This window comes from Pseudomonas sp. R1-1, from assembly GCF_051132135.1.
Lineage (GTDB): Bacteria > Pseudomonadota > Gammaproteobacteria > Pseudomonadales > Pseudomonadaceae > Aquipseudomonas.
The window spans coordinates 2746424-2762668 of record NZ_CP071663.1; the positions used below are offsets into that span (position 1 = coordinate 2746424).

11 protein-coding genes are annotated in these 16245 nt (G+C 64.7%); 3 read left to right on the top strand and 8 right to left on the bottom strand.

The genetic code is table 11. The features are described from left to right. The first annotated feature begins 241 nt into the window (after positions 1–241). Positions 242–5383, top strand: coding sequence for a trifunctional serine/threonine-protein kinase/ATP-binding protein/sensor histidine kinase (locus tag J3P75_RS12545; protein WP_434710826.1), 5142 nt, complete (start codon positions 242–244; stop codon positions 5381–5383). Between the two features lie 749 nt (positions 5384–6132). Here J3P75_RS12545 and J3P75_RS12550 read toward each other — a convergent pair. From J3P75_RS12550 to J3P75_RS12570, 5 genes are all read right to left on the bottom strand, one after another. Then, positions 6133–6612, bottom strand: a complete 480-nt coding sequence (locus J3P75_RS12550; protein ID WP_434710827.1) for a helix-turn-helix domain-containing protein — start codon at positions 6610–6612, stop codon at positions 6133–6135. Positions 6613–6710: 98 nt separating this feature from the next. After that, positions 6711–7823 (bottom strand): alkene reductase, encoded by a 1113-nt coding sequence (locus J3P75_RS12555; protein WP_434710828.1) that lies wholly within the window; start codon positions 7821–7823, stop codon positions 6711–6713. Positions 7824–7994: 171 nt separating this feature from the next. Continuing rightward, positions 7995–10229, bottom strand: a complete 2235-nt coding sequence (locus tag J3P75_RS12560; protein ID WP_434710830.1) for a molybdopterin cofactor-binding domain-containing protein — start codon at positions 10227–10229, stop codon at positions 7995–7997. Then, positions 10226–10699 carry a (2Fe-2S)-binding protein gene (locus J3P75_RS12565; protein ID WP_434710832.1) on the bottom strand — a complete coding sequence of 158 codons (474 nt, stop codon included), beginning with the start codon at positions 10697–10699 and terminating at the stop codon, positions 10226–10228. Before J3P75_RS12565 ends, J3P75_RS12560 begins: the two co-directional genes overlap by 4 nt. Then, complete coding sequence (locus J3P75_RS12570; RefSeq protein ID WP_434710834.1) at positions 10696–11973, bottom strand: c-type cytochrome; 1278 nt, start codon at positions 11971–11973, stop codon at positions 10696–10698. Before J3P75_RS12570 ends, J3P75_RS12565 begins: the two co-directional genes overlap by 4 nt. 288 nt (positions 11974–12261) lie before the next feature. Here J3P75_RS12570 and J3P75_RS12575 point away from each other — a divergent pair, with 288 nt between their 5' ends. After that, the gene (locus tag J3P75_RS12575) at positions 12262–13461 is read left to right on the top strand and encodes an MFS transporter (protein ID WP_434710836.1); all 1200 of its coding nucleotides are present in this window, start codon (positions 12262–12264) and stop codon (positions 13459–13461) included. 94 nt (positions 13462–13555) lie between these two features. Beyond that, positions 13556–14461, top strand: a complete 906-nt coding sequence (locus tag J3P75_RS12580; RefSeq protein WP_434710838.1) for a LysR family transcriptional regulator — start codon at positions 13556–13558, stop codon at positions 14459–14461. Here the strand turns inward: J3P75_RS12580 and J3P75_RS12585 are convergent. The 3 genes from J3P75_RS12585 to J3P75_RS12595 are packed head-to-tail and all read right to left on the bottom strand — an operon-like array spanning position 14421 to position 16173. Then, entirely contained in the window at positions 14421–15593 is a 1173-nt protein-coding gene (locus tag J3P75_RS12585; protein ID WP_434710839.1) for an MFS transporter, read from the bottom strand. The two genes, J3P75_RS12580 and J3P75_RS12585, sit on opposite strands and share 41 nt — an antisense overlap. Positions 15594–15635: 42 nt before the next feature. Next, a complete protein-coding gene (locus J3P75_RS12590; RefSeq protein ID WP_434710840.1) occupies positions 15636–15878 on the bottom strand; it encodes a DUF2934 domain-containing protein in 243 nt (80 codons plus the stop codon). A 40-nt stretch (positions 15879–15918) separates the two neighbouring features. Next, a complete protein-coding gene (locus J3P75_RS12595) occupies positions 15919–16173 on the bottom strand; it encodes a metallothionein (protein ID WP_093101949.1) in 255 nt (84 codons plus the stop codon). Positions 16174–16245 lie beyond the last annotated feature (72 nt).

Sequence of the window (16245 nt, forward strand, 5' to 3'; positions counted from 1 at the left end):
GATGGAAATGAGCGGCGGGGCGCCGGTTCATGAGAGCCGTACGCTAGGTGAGCGCTCGGCATATTGCAATTATCCCGAGGGATAACAGCCGCAGTTTTCGGCTTGTCCAACCGCGGCGCGAGGCTCTGGACGGCCATTGTGGGGCCGCAGGCGGACACCCGGGCGACGAGTGGCCCATGCACAAAAGCCGTTGCGTATACTCACGGATCGGCCCCGAAACCTGTTTCCAGCGGTGATTCCAATGCCCGCCACACCTCCTGCCAGTCCAGTGTCTTGTCCGCCCGATGCCTTGCGGCACGATGAAGCATGGCTCGACAGCTGCCGGTTCAGTCTGTGGCGGCGCGATGGCGAACTGACGTGGTACAGCCTCGAAGACGGCCGCACGTTCAAACGCTGGTTCGCCGTGCGCGCGCCGATTCAGCGCCCGACCGTGTGCAAGCGCCTGGAGCGCGATTTTCATCTGCGCCTGCCCGCCGAGTGGGTGATTGCCCCGGTTGCGCATGTCGGCTCGGTCGACGGTCCGCTGCTGGTGTATCCCGCGTGGGGGATACCGCTGGCGCAGTTGATGACTGACGATGGCCTGCCGTTGGCTCGGGTGCTGAACATTGCCGTGGCGGCGGCCAACGCGCTGGCACTGAGCGGCCAGGCGGATTGTCGTCGTGTCGGTCTGTTGCCATGGCACCTGATGGTCAGCGCCGACGACGCGGTCCGGTTGCTGGGCGTACACACCGCCGCGTCCGAGCTGTCGAGCGACGAGGTGCCCGGCATCGAGCATTGGCCTTATCTGGCCCCGGAGCAAGTCCAGCGTGACGTGGCGGGCAACGACGAACGCAGCGACGTGTATGCCTTGTCGGCCATGCTCTATCAGGCGCTCACCGGGCGCACACCGCTGACGGCCCGCGATGCGGCGCAATGGCGGCACGTGCACGCCGCCGTCCAGCCAGTGTCGCCTGACGTCTACGTCGCGGATTTGCCGCAAGGCTTTTGTCAGGTGCTGCTCAAGGGCCTGGCCAAAGAGCCGGACGCGCGTTACCAAAGCCTCAAGTCACTGGCCGCGGATCTGGCCTGGTGCCTGCGCCAGTGGCGTGAACACGGACGGATCGACGCGTTTCGCCTGGGCGCGTTCGATGCGCTGACGAAAACCACCCGTGGCGAGTTGCTGTTCGGTCGCGAGGCGGAGAGCGCGCAACTGCTCGAACAGATCCAGCGCGTACGCAGCGACGGCGTCGCCCGGGTTTTGCTGGTCGCCGGCGCGCCGGGGGCGGGCAAGTCGACACTGATTCATCAGAGTATTCATGGGCAGGCGCCGGGCTACTGGGCCAGCGGCAAGATCAACCTGTTGCACAACGACATTCCTTTTGCCCCGCTGGCACAGATTTTTCGTTCGCTGGTCACGCAGTTGCTCGGCAAACCGGCGCTGGAAATGCAGGCGCTCAGCGCGCAACTGAGCGAGGTGCTCAAAGGTCGCGGCCGCCTGCTGGTGGACCTTGTCCCGGAGGCCGAGTTGCTGATCGGCGTCACTGCTGAACTGCCGAACATGCCGGCCCGCCATGCACTCGATCGCGTCAGCCGCACGCTGCTCGATGTGCTGGAAGTGTTCGCCCAGCCGGGGCGTCCGCTGGTGTTGTTTATCGATGATGTGCAATGGGCCGACGATTCGACCCAGGCCTTTCTCAAGGCTTTCATCGCGCGCCCGCCGCGGCATCTGCTGCTGATCCTGGCCTATCGCGACGATGAAAGCGCCGTGCTGAGCGGTGAGGGCGGCTTGCTCGGTGAGTTGTGTCGCGAGTCGGCATTGCCGGTGTCGCGTATCGAGCTGGGTCCGATGTCGGTGCAGGCGGTCGCGCAATTGATCGAGGCCGAACTCGACGCCGAGGTCGACAACCTCCAGGCCCTGGCCGAAGGGGTACATTTCAAGACTGCCGGCAATCCGCTGTTCGTCAGCCAGGTGTCGCGGGCGTTGATGGATGAGCACCTGCTGCAATTCGATGCGGCGCAGCATCGCTGGGCGTGGGCGCCAAGCGCTCTGGCTGGCTATCGCTACGCCGACAACGTCGCCGACCTGATGGTGCAGCGCTTGCAGCGCCTGCCTGCCTCGGCGCGGGAGGTTTTGCGCAGCGCCGGCTATGTCGGTGGGCGCTGTGACGAAGCGTTGCTGCAGCGTTTGCTGCCGGGCGATCCGCCGCAACTGGCGCGCGACGTCGAATATCTGCTCAATGGCGGATTCCTTCTGCGCGAAAACAGCCAACTGCTGTTTCCTCACGACCGCGTGCTCGAGGCCGCGGCGCAACTGCTAGCGCCCGGAGGCCGTGCCGCCGAGCACGCACGCATCGCCGTCGCCATGCTTGAGGAATGGAGCGAGGAGATCGATCAGCACGTCTTCGAAATCGCCAGCCAGATTCAGCACATCGACACCGCCACGCTCGAAAGCCAGCGGCGCGCCGATTTCATCAGGTTACTGGTGTTGGCCGCCGAGCGCGCCCGCGACACCGCCGCCGTCGATCAGGCCTTGGACTATTTGCACACCGCCGAGCGACTGCTCGGCGATAACGGTTGGACACAGCTGTATCCGCAGGCTTTCGCCAGCCGTTGGCTGGCTGCCGAATGCGTGATGCTGCTGGCGGATCTGCCGAGCGCGCAGCAGCGTCTCGACGATTGCCTGCACCACGCGGCCACGCCGCTGGACCGGGCGAAAACCTATCGATTGCGTGCCAGTTTGCGCACCTTGCATTCCGATTACCAAGGCGCGATCAGCGAAGCGCTTAGCGGCTTGGCGCTGCTGGATATCGCCCTTGCGCGCAAGCCTTCACGGGCGCAGATGACCGAGGCTTGCGAGCGCGTGCGCCAGTTGCGCGGCACGCGTCGGATCGCCGATCTGAGCGCGCTGTCGCCGGCAGACGATCCGCGTATCGAAGCGGCCATGGAACTGCTCAGTACGCTGATTTCTTCATTCTTCGTCAACGACGACATCTCGTTTCTGCACCTGGCAAAAATGGTCGAACTGACGCTGCTGCATGGCACCACGCCCAGCAGTGGTTACGGATTCGCCTGGTTTGGCGTGATGATCGCTGATCGCTACGGCGAGTATGTTGACGGTCAGGCCTATGCCGAACTGGCGCTGCAACTCACCGATCTGCATGGCTATGAAGCCGGGCGCACGGCGACGCTGGTCGCGCTCGATCAGGTCAGCCCGTGGACCCGGCCACTGGCTTACGCCCGGCAAAAAGCCTTCGCCGCGTTCGAGTGCGGGCAGGCGGGCGGTGACCTCGGCATGTCGTGTTATGCCTGCAACCACATCGCTTCCGATTTGCTGTTCATGGGCGAGCCCTTGCCCAGCGTGCTGAACGAACTGGAGCACGGTCTGGCCTGGGTCCGCCAGTTTCATTACATCGATATCGAGCGCATTCTGCTCGCACAGCAGGCCTTCGCCAGCGAGTTGCGCAACGGCCCGGCGCCGCGTGCGATCACTGATCTCGACGGGCTGGAACATGATCGCTTCGGCCCATTGGACCGTGAGCGCGTGTCGCAGCCCACGCTGTTCTGGCGCTGGCTGTACTCGGGCATGTCCGCGTTTTATTTTGGCGACATGGCGTATGCCTTGCGGCGCTTCGAAGCGGCCGGCGCCTTGGCCTGGTCGCTGCCGGCGCACATCAACCTGGCCGATTACTACCTGTTTTACAGTCTGGCGCTGGCCAGTGACGAAGCACCGGGTGATGCTCGCGAAAAACTGCAACGGCTGGAGCAGCACCGGCAGCGATTCCTGCCGTGGGTCGAGCTCAATCCCTCGACCTTCGCCAACAAGTTACTGCTGATCGAGGGCGCCATCGCCCGGGTGCGCGGCGAAGGCCTGGTCGCCATCCGCTGCTTCGACCAGTCGCAGATCGCCGCGGCCGCTGCCGGGTTCATCCACGAACAGGCGCTGGCCCACGAACAACTGGCGCAAATCTGCCTGCGCAATGATCTGGTGTCCGGCGCCCATCACCATTTGCGCGTCGCCCGCGACTGTTATGCGCTGTGGGGCGCAGAAGCCAAGGCGCAGCAGTTGCAGTCGTTGCATCCTTTCCTGGCCACTGAGCATTCGCTGGAAACGGTGACTCCGGTCACCCGCGCACGCCTCGATCTGCAAGTGGGCATCGAGGCCGCTCGCGCCGTGTCGCAGGAAGTCTTGCTCGACCGCCTGGTCGAAACCCTGATAAATCACCTGATGATCCATGCCGGTGCCGATCAGGGTGTGCTGATGCTGGTGGCCGACGGCGAACTGCAACCGGCCGCGGCGGCGTTTATCGAGTCTGGCAACGTGCGCGTGACCCAGGCCACCGACCACCCCCTCGAACACATGGCCCCGGTCTCGGTACTCAACGCAACCATGCGCACGCGCACGCCACTGGTGCTCGACGACGCCAGCGCGCAATGCCCCGAGGCCTACAGCGCCGATCTGCAACCACGGCAGACACGCTCGATGATGTGCCTGCCGCTGCTCAAGCAGGGCACGCTGATCGGGCTGGTATATCTGGAAAACCGCCTGGTGCCGAAACTGTTCAACGCCGAACGCCTGACCATGCTGGAAATCCTCGCCTCCCAGGCCGCGGTGTCGCTGCAGACTGCCCGGCTCTATGCGCAACTGGTCGAAGACAACCGCCTGCGCGCACAGATGGAAGCCGACTTGCGCAGCTCGCGCGCCGAACTGGCGCGCAACTCGCACCTGAAAATGATGGGCGAACTGTCCGCCTCGATCGCCCACGAAATCAGCCAGCCGCTGCTGGGCATCACCTCCAACGCCTCGGCCAGCCTGCGCTGGCTCAAACGCACCACGCCGGACCTGGACGAAGCGATTCAAGGCCTGGAAGACATCCGCGCCGACAGCGCCCGCGCCAGCGAAATCGTCCAGGCCCTGCGCGCCCTGGCCAAACAGGCCCCACTCAAACGCCTGCCCACCGCGATCGACGAACTGATCAGCGAAGTCATCCAGCTGACCGCCACCGACCTGCACAACCGCAACGCCACCCTGCAAACCCGCCTCAACGCCGGCTGCAACGTCGCCGTCGACCGCGTACAGATCCAGCAAGTCATCTACAACCTGATCACCAACGCCCTCGAAGCCATCGCCAGCCACGACCGCCCCGGCCAGCTGATCATCGAATCCACACGACTCGAACAACACCTCCACATCACCTTCCACGACAACGGCCCCGGCATCGCCGAAGCCCAGCGCGAACACATCTTCGACGCCTTCTACACCACCAAAGGCAACGGCATGGGCATGGGCCTCGCCATCTGCCGAACCGTCATCCACGCCCACGGCGGCACACTGCAAGTGGAAGACAGCGAAGAGGGCGCACGGATCGGGTTCACGTTGCCGCTTGGGCTGCCGGGCGACAGTTGAAACCCGCGACGAAGATCAAAAGCCCCTCACCCTAACCCTCCCGAAACGTCGGACCGCCCGTAGGGAGAGGGGACTGACCGGGGTGGATGTGAGAGATACGCTGACGTGCGATACCGAGCTGAATGCGACTTTTGAAAATCAACAGCCCCTCACCCTAACCCTCTCCCGGAGGGAGAGGGGACTGACTGCGGTGGATGTGAGAGAGATGCCAACGTGCAATACCGAGTCGTACTCAACTTCGAAGCCAACCAAAATCGGCTCCCTCTCCCTCGGGAGAGGGCTGGGGTGAGGGGCGAATCCACCGCAAATCCCAAGCCAACCACCCGCTCCTAACCACTCATTACAATGAGCGCCAGCTCGAGTGCTCTTGATCTTGATCTTGCCTAACCAGCGACATCGGAAGGCTGAGCGGAGGGATTGATCCGGGCGTGGGAGCGCAGCGACCGTACGACGAAGTCGTACACAGCGGAAGTAGGTGCAGCGAAGCAAACCGTAGCCGCTGCGCCCGGAGCGATCCCGCAGCGAAGGGACCCGAGCCTGCGAGGGCCGTACGTAGGAGCAAGCGTTTTGGGTTACCTTTTTGGCGTTTGAAAAAGGTGACCCGCCGTCAGGGCGGAACCCTAAGCCGCCGTTACCGCAGCAACGGATATACACCCGAAACCTCCAAAGCCTGGTCGGCCCACAGGCCGCCACGGCCAAAAAAAAAGACCGCAACAAAGCGGCCAAAAGAGCGAGCAAACAAACGAAAATCAAGTACGCAATTCGACCCCCCGCACCACCACCGCCAAACCCACCACACCCTCCCAAACCGCCACCCGCTCGCCCACCACCGCAACGCGCGCAGCGTCCAGCGCCATCGCCTGACGCCAAGCCTTCGGCGGCATCCCCACCAGGCGCCCGAACGTGCGGGTAAAGTGCGAATGATCAGAAAACCCGCACTCATAAACAATCTCGGTAATCGGCATCGACGTCAGCAACAAACCCTTCGCCTTGTCGATCTTCACCCGCAACATCCACTCCTGCGGCGAGCACCCCGTGACCAGCTTGAACGCCCGGGAAAAATGACTGCGCGACAGATTGCAATGCTCGGCAATCTCACTGACCCGCAAGCTGCGGCTCAGGTCGCCGAGAATGAACGCCTTGGCGCGGCGTTCCTGCCAGCCGGACAGCGCGCCCAATGGACGCGCCAGGGTGCAGGGATGGTCTGAATTCACCGGTTGCGGGGTCATGGCGGCTCTCCTGATCGTTAGGCAAAGTCTGGGCGCCGCCGACATTTAAAGTCCTTAAGCAAACCTGAAAAGTTCTGAAGCCGCGTCGCGCCTCCCGCTCAGGCATGAACCGGATAATCGATGTAACCGCGCTGATCGCCACCGAAAAAACTGCTCGGGTCCGGCGTGTTCAGCGACAGGTGCTCGCGCAGCCGCCGCGGCAGGTCCGGGTTGGCCAGAAACGGCCGGCCAAACGCGATGATATCGGCGCGGCCCGAGCGCAGTGCCTGCTCGGCAGACTCGGCGTCGTAACCGCCCGCAAGGATCAGCAGGCCTTTCCAGGTTGCGCGCAGCTGGGCAATGATCGCGTCCCAGCGCGGGTCGAAATTTTCGTCCTTGACCGTGCCGACCATCGCCGGCTCGACCAGGTGCAGATACGCCAGATTCCACGCATTCAGCGCCTCGACCAGATGGCCGAACGTGGCCTCCGGGGTGTCGTCGCCCATACCCATGAACCGCCCCATCGGCGTCAGGCGTACGCCGACGCGTTCGGCCCCAACTTCGTCGGCCACGGCCGCGACCACCTCAAGCAACAGGCGCGCGCGATTCTCGACGCTGCCGCCGTAGGCGTCGTCGCGCTGATTGCTGTTGCTGTTGAGGAACTGATCGAGCAGGTAGCCGTTGCCCGCATGAATCTCCACGCCGTCCATCCCGGCACGAATGGCATTGCGCGCAGCGCGGCGATAGTCCTCGACGATGGCGGCGATTTCTGCGGTTACGAGGGCGCGCGGTACCGGCACGTCACCCCAGACGCCATTGCCGTGTTCGTCGACGATGAAGGTTTTGCCGGGCACCGGCAGTGCGCTCGGTGCGACGGGCAGGCCGGCGTCCGGTTGAAAGCTCGGGTGCGAGACGCGGCCGACGTGCCACAGCTGCATGAAAATCAGCCCGCCAGCGCCATGCACCGCGCCGCTGACTTCGCGCCAGGCCGCGACCTGCTCATCACTGTAAATGCCCGGCGTCCATGCGTAACCCTGGCCCTGGCGGGAGATCTGTGTGGCTTCAGTGATGATCAGCGCAGCGCTGGCACGTTGGCGGTAGTACTCGGCGTTCATCGCCGTCGGCATGTCGCCGGGCTGGCCGGCGCGCGAGCGCGTCAGCGGTGCCATGGCGACGCGATGGGCGAGGGTGTAAGGACCGAGGGTGACGGGCTGAAACAGGCGGCGGGTCATGGGCAACTCCAGGTAATTAACGAATGACTTGAAGCGCGACAGCGGGGCTGCGCACGCGGTAGAGCTACGTTAACTGCGCAGGGCGGGGGTGATAATTGGTGGGCGGCGCTACGCTGTTTTGCGCCTGGCGCAACGGCGCCCGCGTTCATTGGCGATGAACGCGGGCGTTGCTCAGGAGGGTTGGGTCGAACGGCTCAGCGGCAGGTTCAGCCAGCGCCGGCCGGTGGCATTGGCGACGGCATTGCCGAGCGCAGCGGCCATCGGCCCCTGGACGATTTCGGCGGCGCCGAGGAACGGTTCGCCGGGCTGGTCGAGCAAATGCACGTCGACTTTTTTCGGCAGCTGCGTGAAGCGCAGGATCGGGTAGCCGCTCCAGTCGTAACTGCGAATGCCGCCGGCGTCATAGGCGACTTTCTCGTACAGCGTCCAGCTCGCCGATTGCACGATGCCGCCCTCGACCTGATTGCGCAGGCCGTCGGGGCTGACGATCTGGCCGACATCCACCGCCGTCACCACATGCTCGATGCGCACTTCGCCGGTTTGCGGATGCACGCGCAGGCGCACGGCGAGGGCGCAGTAACCCATAATGTTTTTATAGCGAGCGAAGGCGAAACCGATGCCGGCGCCGGGCTCGGAGTTTTTATGCGGCCAGTCGATGGCATCGCGCACCCACTCGACCACCGCCCGCGCTCGTGGATCGGTGAGATGCGCCAGGCGCAACGCCACCGGATCAACGCCGGCCTTGTTCGCCAATTCATCAATGCTCGCTTCGATGGCGAAAATATTGATGTGCGCGCCGAGCGAGCGCATCGCCGAGGTGCGAAACGGCATGGTCGTGACGAAGTTCATGTTGATCCGCGTCGCGCCGAGGTCATACAGCGGCACCGCGTTGCGGTCGCCGTCGCCTTCGGGCTGGGCGATCGGCACCGAGGGCGCCGAGGTGAATGGCTGCGCCAACAGACGCGCCGGCAACAGGCGCCCGGCATTGACGATGCGCTCGTTGTGCGGCGTGGTCCACAGCTCGTAGTTCCAGTCCTGCAGACGATTGTTCGCCAGGCCGACGTCGACCTCGGCCACCATCGCCGAGCTGTACGGTTCCCACAGGTTTTCCTGTTCACGCATCCACTGCACACGCACCGGCGTGCCCGGCACGCGCATGGCGATCAACGCGGCGTCGGCGGCGGCATCGTCGGCACCGTTATGGCCGTAACAGCCGGAGCCCTCGCTGTGGATGCAGCGCACCCGCTCCGGCGGCAGACGCAGCATTTCGGCGATGCCGGCGCGCAGCGGATAGACGCCTTGGGTATGCGTCCACACGGTCAGCACGCCGTCCTTGAACCAGGCCACGGCGCAGGACGGACCAATCGAGCCGTGCATCAGATATTGCTTGGTCACCCGCGCCTTGAATCGCGTTTCACCGGTGATATTCACGTCGCCGTTGTTGCTGATCGGATAGCGCCGCGAAGGCAGGCGCTTGAGCAGGGTATGAATATCAGCGGCCTCGGGAATTGCGTCGCCACCACGCCAGCGCGCGACCTCGCTGGCCCCGCGCATGGCTTTGATCGCTTGCCATTCGTCACGGGCGAGCACAGCGAGATAATTGCCGTCGCGGATCACCTTGACCACCCCGGCCAACGCTTCGATGGCCGGGGCATCGAACGCCTCCAGCGTGCAACCTGGACGCGGCGGGCGAATCACCCGCGCGTGGAGCATGCCGGGCAAGCGCATGTCCTGGACGAACGCGGCGCCGCCGCTGACCTTTGCCGGAATGTCCAGACGCGGCAGCGAATGCCCGATCAGCTTGAAATCCGCCGCTGGCAGGCTCGGCGATTGCGCCTTGGCGTATTGGTGCACATCGACGTTGCTGACCGCTTCGGCGTAACTCATGCGTTGCCCGGCCGGCCCTTCGATCATCGCATCAGCGGTGGTCAGCTGCGCCGGGTCGACCTGCCAGCGGCGTGCGGCGGAGTCCGCCAGCATCTCGCGTACTTGCGCGGCGGCATTGAACAGCGCGGTGCCGCTGTCGAAGATGCTGTGACTGCCGGCGGTGTAGCCTTCGTTGGGCGTCAGCGCGGTGTCGGCGGTGAGCAGGTTGATCGCGCTGGCCGGCACTTGCAGGCGCTCGGCGGCGATTTGCAGCAACGCGGTTTTCACCCCGGTGCCCAACTCGACCTTGCCGGTGTACACCGTGATGCCGTCGGTGCCGATACGAATCCATGCGTCGAGGTACGGATTGGTGCGCAGGCTACCCGGCAGATCCGGCGCCAGCACCACGGTGCCGAGCGTGTCGACTTCAGTGTCGGCCAGCGCCCGCCGCGCCATCGGCACCAGGGTGAAGGCCATCAGCAACGCGCCGCCGCGCAAGAATGCCCGACGGCTGGGATTCAGACCGGTTGATTCGCTCATGGCCGGCTCCCGTGTTGCCCGGCGACCAGGCTGATCGCCTCGATGATGCGCAGGTGCGTGCCACAGCGGCATAAATTGCCGGCCATGTGTTCGCGAATGGTTGCTTCGTCCGGGTGAGGATTTTGTTCGAGCAGCGCCTGCGCCCGCATCAGCATGCCGGCGATGCAGTAACCGCATTGCGCTGCCTGTTTCTCGATAAAAGCCGCTTGCAGCGGGCCGGGTTTTTCTGCGCTGCCGAGGCTTTCCACGGTGCGGATCTGCTTGCCTTGCAGGCCCGCGCAGGGCGTCAGGCAGGCGAATACCGGTTGGTCATCGACGATCACCGTGCAGGCGCCGCACTGACCCAGACCACAGCCGTACTTGGCGCCGTTCAGGCCCAGATGATTGCGCAGCGCATACAGCAGCGGCATGTCCGGTTCCAGCTCCAATGCCTGGGCGGCGCCGTTGACGTTGAGGGTGATCTGGCTCATTTGGTCTCCTGACGTAACGCTTCAATAGTGAAAGAGAGGTCTGCCCAGGGCTGGTCGGGGCGCGCCTGTTGGCGCAGGTACACCGCCAGTGCGGCGAGTTGCCGGTTGTCGAGGCTGGCGGCGAACCCGGGCATTTGTGGGCCGGGCGAACCGGGCGTGGCCGGCAGCCCGTCGAGTACGGTCTTGAGGAAATTGCGCGAACTGGCCGCGTGCAGCGCCGAGGTGCTCTCCAGCGGCGGGCGCCCGTCGATTTCGCGCATCGGCGCGGCGCGGCCATGGCAGCCGGCGCAGGCACTGCTAAACAGCAGCGCGCCTTGGGCAGTGGAGGCGGGGTCGATCGGCGTTGGCGCCGTGGTTTCGGTGACGGTCGGCGGCTGCTCCAGGCTCAGCAGATACTCGGCAATCGCATCGGCTTCGCTGGCCGGCAGACGCGCCAGACTCAGGCTGACCGGGCGCATCGGGCCAGCCGGAGTGCCGTGCCCGGCGACTACATCGGCACGCAGATAATCGACCAGTTGCTCGCGGCTCCACGGATTGGCCCGTTGCCCCAGACCGACCAGCGCCGGGGCCTCCCAGCCGTCAACGCTGCCGCCCTGCAGATACTTGGAGGATTGTTCCGCGCCGATCAGGTTGAGCGGCGAATGGCAGCCGGCGCAGTGCCCCGGCCCGTCGACCAGATAACGTCCGCGGTTCCACGCCGCGCTGCGTTCGGCCAGTGGCGTCAGCGGTTCGCCGTGGAGAAACAGCAGGTTCCAGAACGACACCAGTGGACGAATGTTCATCGGGAAATTCATCTGGTTCTGCCGCGCCGGCGCCTGCACGGCGGGGCCGCTCATCAGGTAGGCGTAGGCATCGGCGATGTCCTCGGCGCTCATGCGCCGGTAGTGCACGTAGGGAAACGCCGGGTAGAGGAAATGGCCGTCACGGGCGATGCCCTGGCGCATCGCCCGTTCGAAGGCCGGCAGCGACCATTGGCCGATGCCGGTCTGCGCATCAGGGGTAATGTTGGTGCTGAACAGGGTGCCGAACGGCGTCACCAGTGGCAGCCCACCGGCCAGATATTCACCGCCGGGGCGGGTATGGCAGACCGCGCAATCGCCGGCTTCGACGACCCGTGCACCGCGCTGGATCTGCGCCGTAGCGAATATCGGAGGGCGCTCGATTGGCGCAATCGCCGGGCGCCACATCAACAGCACGGCGGCGATCAGCGCCATCGCAGCCAGCAGCGCAACAACGATCCAGAAGTTACGGGATCTCAGCCAGGACAGGTTCATCGGCGCGACCCCAGCACAGGGCAAAACAGCGGGGGGAAAGGATGGCGAGTCATGCGAAGCTCCTTGTGGCGACCGGGGAAGGGCGCCGACGTTTGCGCCTCGGACAAAGCCTAGAGAACACTCGCGCGGCGGAGAATCCGCGCTTGGCGCAACAGCGCGTTGCGTCACAAGCAACGCCGTGTGCCGTTGCGCGACACGCATCACTGCGTTGCCCGGCGCAGTGATTCTCGCGGCCCGCTGCTGGCCGTAGCCTTGGCTCACCTTTTCCAGACGCAATGAGGTGTCACCATGCTCACCGGCAATCCCGCCGCTACGGCCAAGGCCGAGCAACCCGCTTCACTTTCCGGCCTGATGGTCGCGTTCCTCGCGTTCTGCTGTGGCGCGGTGGTGGCCAATCTTTATTACGCGCAGCCCATCGTCGAATTGATCGCCCCGCAAATCGGCCTCTCCAGCGCGAATGCCAGCCTGATCGTCTCGCTGACCCAGTTCGGTTATGCCCTGGGCCTGCTGTTGCTGGTGCCGCTGGCCGACCTGATGGAAAACCGCCGTCTGGTGGTCGGTTTCACGCTCGCCGCGAGTGTCACGCTGTTGTGCGCCGGGCTGACCCATTCGCCGTCGATGTTCCTGGTGTTTTCCCTGCTGATCGGCCTGACTTCGGTCGCGGTGCAGATCCTCGTGCCGCTGGCCGCGCATCTGGCGCCTGAAGCCACGCGCGGCCGAGTGGTCGGCAACATCATGAGCGGCCTGCTGCTGGGGATTCTGTTGTCGCGGCCACTGTCGAGTCTGTTGGTCGAGGTGTTCGGCTGGCGCGGGGTGTTTTTCAGCGCTGCCGGGTTGATGGCGGTCATTGCGCTGATCACCGCCGTTGCGCTGCCACGCCGTGTGCCGAGCCATAAAGCCACGTACACCGCGTTGATCGGTTCGGTCTTTGCCTTGGCGCGCCAGCATGCGTTGTTGCGTCAGCGTTCGCTGTATCAGGGGTTGCTGTTTGCCAGTTTCAGCCTGTTCTGGACCCTGGCGCCGATCGAACTGATGCGCCATCACGGCTTCAGTCAGGCGCAAGTGGCGATTTTCGCCCTGGTCGGCGCGGTCGGGGCGATTGCTGCACCGATTGCCGGTCGCCTGGCCGATGCCGGGCATGCACGGCGCGGCACGCTGGTGGCGTTGTTGTTGGCCCCGGTTTCGCTGCTGATCGCTGCGCTGCCGAGCAGCAGTTACTGGTGGCTGGTGGTGTGTGCGGTGCTGCTGGATTTTGCCGTGCAGTTGAACCTGGTCCTTGGCCAGCGTGAGGTTTACGCAATCGACCCGCACAGCCGTGCGCGCCTCAATGCGGTGTACATGACCAGCATTTTCGCCGGCGGCGCCCTCGGTTCGCTGGTCGCCAGCCCGCTCTACGAGCACTTCGGCTGGAACCTGTCTGCGGTTGCGGTAGCGCTGTTGCCGGCCCTGGCGCTGGGGTTGTTCCTGAGCCACAAAGCCGATGCCTGAGTACGCGGCCCCTGCAGCCAAGCACGGCGATACAAGACGGCAAGCGAACGGTGATGCACAATCAGCGCCGTTCCTTTCCGACCGGACCCCGCTGATGGACAAGTTGCTGGCCTTGAAGATGTTTGTCGAAACCGTGCGCTGCGGGGGCTATTCCTCGGCGGCGCGCAAACTCGGGATATCGACGTCTTCGGTGACCCGGCAGGTGGCGGGGCTGGAACACGAGCTGGGCGCGAGCCTGCTCAATCGCACCACGCGCAACACCAGCGTGACGGTGGCCGGGCAGACCTACTTCGACAAGGCCGTGGCGATTCTCGAGGCCATCGACGAAGCCGACGCGGTGGTCGCCGACCGTGGCAGCGAGGCGCAAGGACGGCTGCGCATCAGCGTGCCGGTGGAGTTCGGCCGGCGCCTCATCGCGCCGCACCTGAGCCGCTTGCTGGCGCGTCATCCGGGCCTGGAAATCAGCCTGTCGCTGAGTGATCAGGTCAGCGATCTGCTCAGCGAACAGATCGACGTTTCAGTACGCCTCGGCTCCTCGGTGGTCAGCGAGGACATCGTCAGCAAACGCGTCGGGCAGTTCCAGCGCTGGGTCGTCGCCAGCCCCGAGTATCTGGCGCGCAATGCCGAGCTGTGTCATCCGCGCGACCTGCTCGACCATCAATGCCTGCGCTTTGATTACGCCGGCACGCACCAGCACTGGACCTTTCAGGGCGACGACGAAACCATCCAGCTCAACGTGCACGGGCGCCTGCAAAGCAACAATGCCGACATCCTTCGCGAAGCCGCGATCGATGGTGGCGGGGTGACGCTGCTGGCTGACTGGCTGGTACGCGACGACGTGGTCGCCGGGCGCCTGGTGCGCGTGCTCGAGCAGTATCAGGTCAATCCCGGCACTGCCAGCACATGCATCAACGCGCTGTACCTGCCCAACCACCGCGGTTCGAGCCGGATCAACGTGTTCATCGATTTTCTCCTGGAGATTCTCCAGCCGGCGGCTTGATCGACTGCTTTGCGGCGCTCGCGCGCGGCAGCATCGCCACGCCTGCAGCCAGAGCAAACGCGCACAGGGCGACGGTCACCCCGGCATTCTCCAGCACCGCGCCAAACAGCGGCGTGCCGGCGGTTTGCCCCAGCGCCAGGACCAGAAAGGGAATGCCCAGCCCCAGATCGGGATGATCCGCAAACAGGTTGATCCCCTGAATCAAATACACACCGGACGAGACGATATAAGCCGCGCCAAACAGGCACATCGCCGCGAGCCCATAAACCGCCGAAAGCGAAGCCGCTGCCAGCCCCAGCGTGCCAGCAGCAATCCCGGCCAGCGCCAACCGATGCACGCGCGCAACACCAAAACGACCGGTCAGCACGCCGGTGGTGCAGCCACTGATGCCCGCTGCGCCGAGCAATATCCACGCCCAGGCAATCGACCGATCGGAGAAGCCGGCTTCAGCGCGCAGAATGTCGGCGCCGAACGTCCAGATGGCGGTGCTCGCCAGTCCCATCAGAAAGGCGCTGCAGCACAGCGGCAACACACCGGGGCGGCGCAGCAGGATCAATGAGAAATCGCCGGTTGTGTTCTCGACTCGGCGCGGTACTGCAAACCAGAGCCAGAGCGTAATGCCGACGCCCATCACCGCGAACAACGCATACAACTGCCGCCATTGCCCTGCGGCGACAACCACGGCCAAACCGGAAAAAACAATGCCGGCAGCGGTGCCGGCGTTGATGAAACCGTTGGCCCGCGCGCGCTGCGCCTCGGCAATGCGGGCCGCCACCGCGCTGGCCAGCGGTGGTGAAGTCAGGCCGGTGCTCAATCCGGCGAGTGCCACACCACAGCCCAGCGCCAGGCCTGATTGGGCAAAAACGATCAAACCCATGCCCAGCGCAGCGGCGGCACCGGCAATCACCGTGAGCCCGCGCGGGCTGATTTTTCCATTGCTAATGAACGTGGCAACGATGCCCACGCAGTAGGCAGCGAAGGCGCTGCCACCAATCCACCCGGCCGCCGAGACGCTGAGCGCCAGCTCCTGACGAATCTGCGGCAGCAGCAGGCCGTAGGCAAACCGTGCCAGGCCATAGGACAACGCTGTGAGGGCGAACGCCGCCGCCACCAGGTTAGCGCCGCGCTTCAAAGCTTCAGCGCCCGCTCAGGATGGGCGACGGCAGGGCGAAGGTCATTTCGCTGCGGTTGAGGTTTTCTTGCGGGTTTTGCTCGCCGTGGTGGCGGGCGCGTCTTTGCTGTTTTTCCGCGGTGCCGGCGGCGCTACACTGCTGGCGACCGAGCCGGGCAAACCGTCGGAGTCGAACGCATCGAGTTCGGCGCGGGCCTGGAACCAGTGATCGAAATCCTGCCCGTGCGGCCGGCCTTGCTCTTCCCAAAGGCGATAGGCGGTTTTGCGGATGGTTTCCTCGTCCATATCAATCTCTCCAGCGGGTAAAAAAATCAGGGCCTGCGCGTTACGGTGAAATCGGATCGCTGGCGGGAAAGGTTTCTTCCACCGCTTCGTCCAGTTTGGAATCACTGACGTTGCGCTCACTGTGCCCCAGGTTCTGCTCGCAGTGGCAACTGCTCGACGGGCAGGGCTGGCCATTGGGGTGAAGGTCGGCGCAAGCCTGGCTGCAATAGCGTTTGCCGTCGCGCTCGACCGCGTTGTCGGCACTGCAGGTGCATCCAGAGCAGGCGCATTGCGATGTTGAGGTGTCGTTTGCCATGTGGGCCTCCCGGTTGCTGATGGTTGTTGCGTTCATAAATTCTGATAACCGGCAGCGCGACAGGGTTTGAAC

Bases quoted from the DNA above. Each gene is read 5' to 3' on its own strand.
- J3P75_RS12555 (WP_434710828.1), bottom strand. From the start codon at position 7,823: ATGACCCGCCGCCTGTTTCAGCCCGTCACCCTCGGTCCTTACACCCTC.
- J3P75_RS12550 (WP_434710827.1), bottom strand. From the start codon at position 6,612: ATGACCCCGCAACCGGTGAATTCAGACCATCCCTGCACCCTGGCGCGT.
- J3P75_RS12580 (WP_434710838.1), top strand. From the start codon at position 13,556: ATGGACAAGTTGCTGGCCTTGAAGATGTTTGTCGAAACCGTGCGCTGC.
- J3P75_RS12565 (WP_434710832.1), bottom strand. From the start codon at position 10,699: ATGAGCCAGATCACCCTCAACGTCAACGGCGCCGCCCAGGCATTGGAG.
- J3P75_RS12560 (WP_434710830.1), bottom strand. From the start codon at position 10,229: ATGAGCGAATCAACCGGTCTGAATCCCAGCCGTCGGGCATTCTTGCGC.
- J3P75_RS12570 (WP_434710834.1), bottom strand. From the start codon at position 11,973: ATGAACCTGTCCTGGCTGAGATCCCGTAACTTCTGGATCGTTGTTGCG.
- J3P75_RS12545 (WP_434710826.1), top strand. From the start codon at position 242: ATGCCCGCCACACCTCCTGCCAGTCCAGTGTCTTGTCCGCCCGATGCC.
- J3P75_RS12590 (WP_434710840.1), bottom strand. From the start codon at position 15,878: ATGGACGAGGAAACCATCCGCAAAACCGCCTATCGCCTTTGGGAAGAG.
- J3P75_RS12595 (WP_093101949.1), bottom strand. From the start codon at position 16,173: ATGGCAAACGACACCTCAACATCGCAATGCGCCTGCTCTGGATGCACC.
- J3P75_RS12575 (WP_434710836.1), top strand. From the start codon at position 12,262: ATGCTCACCGGCAATCCCGCCGCTACGGCCAAGGCCGAGCAACCCGCT.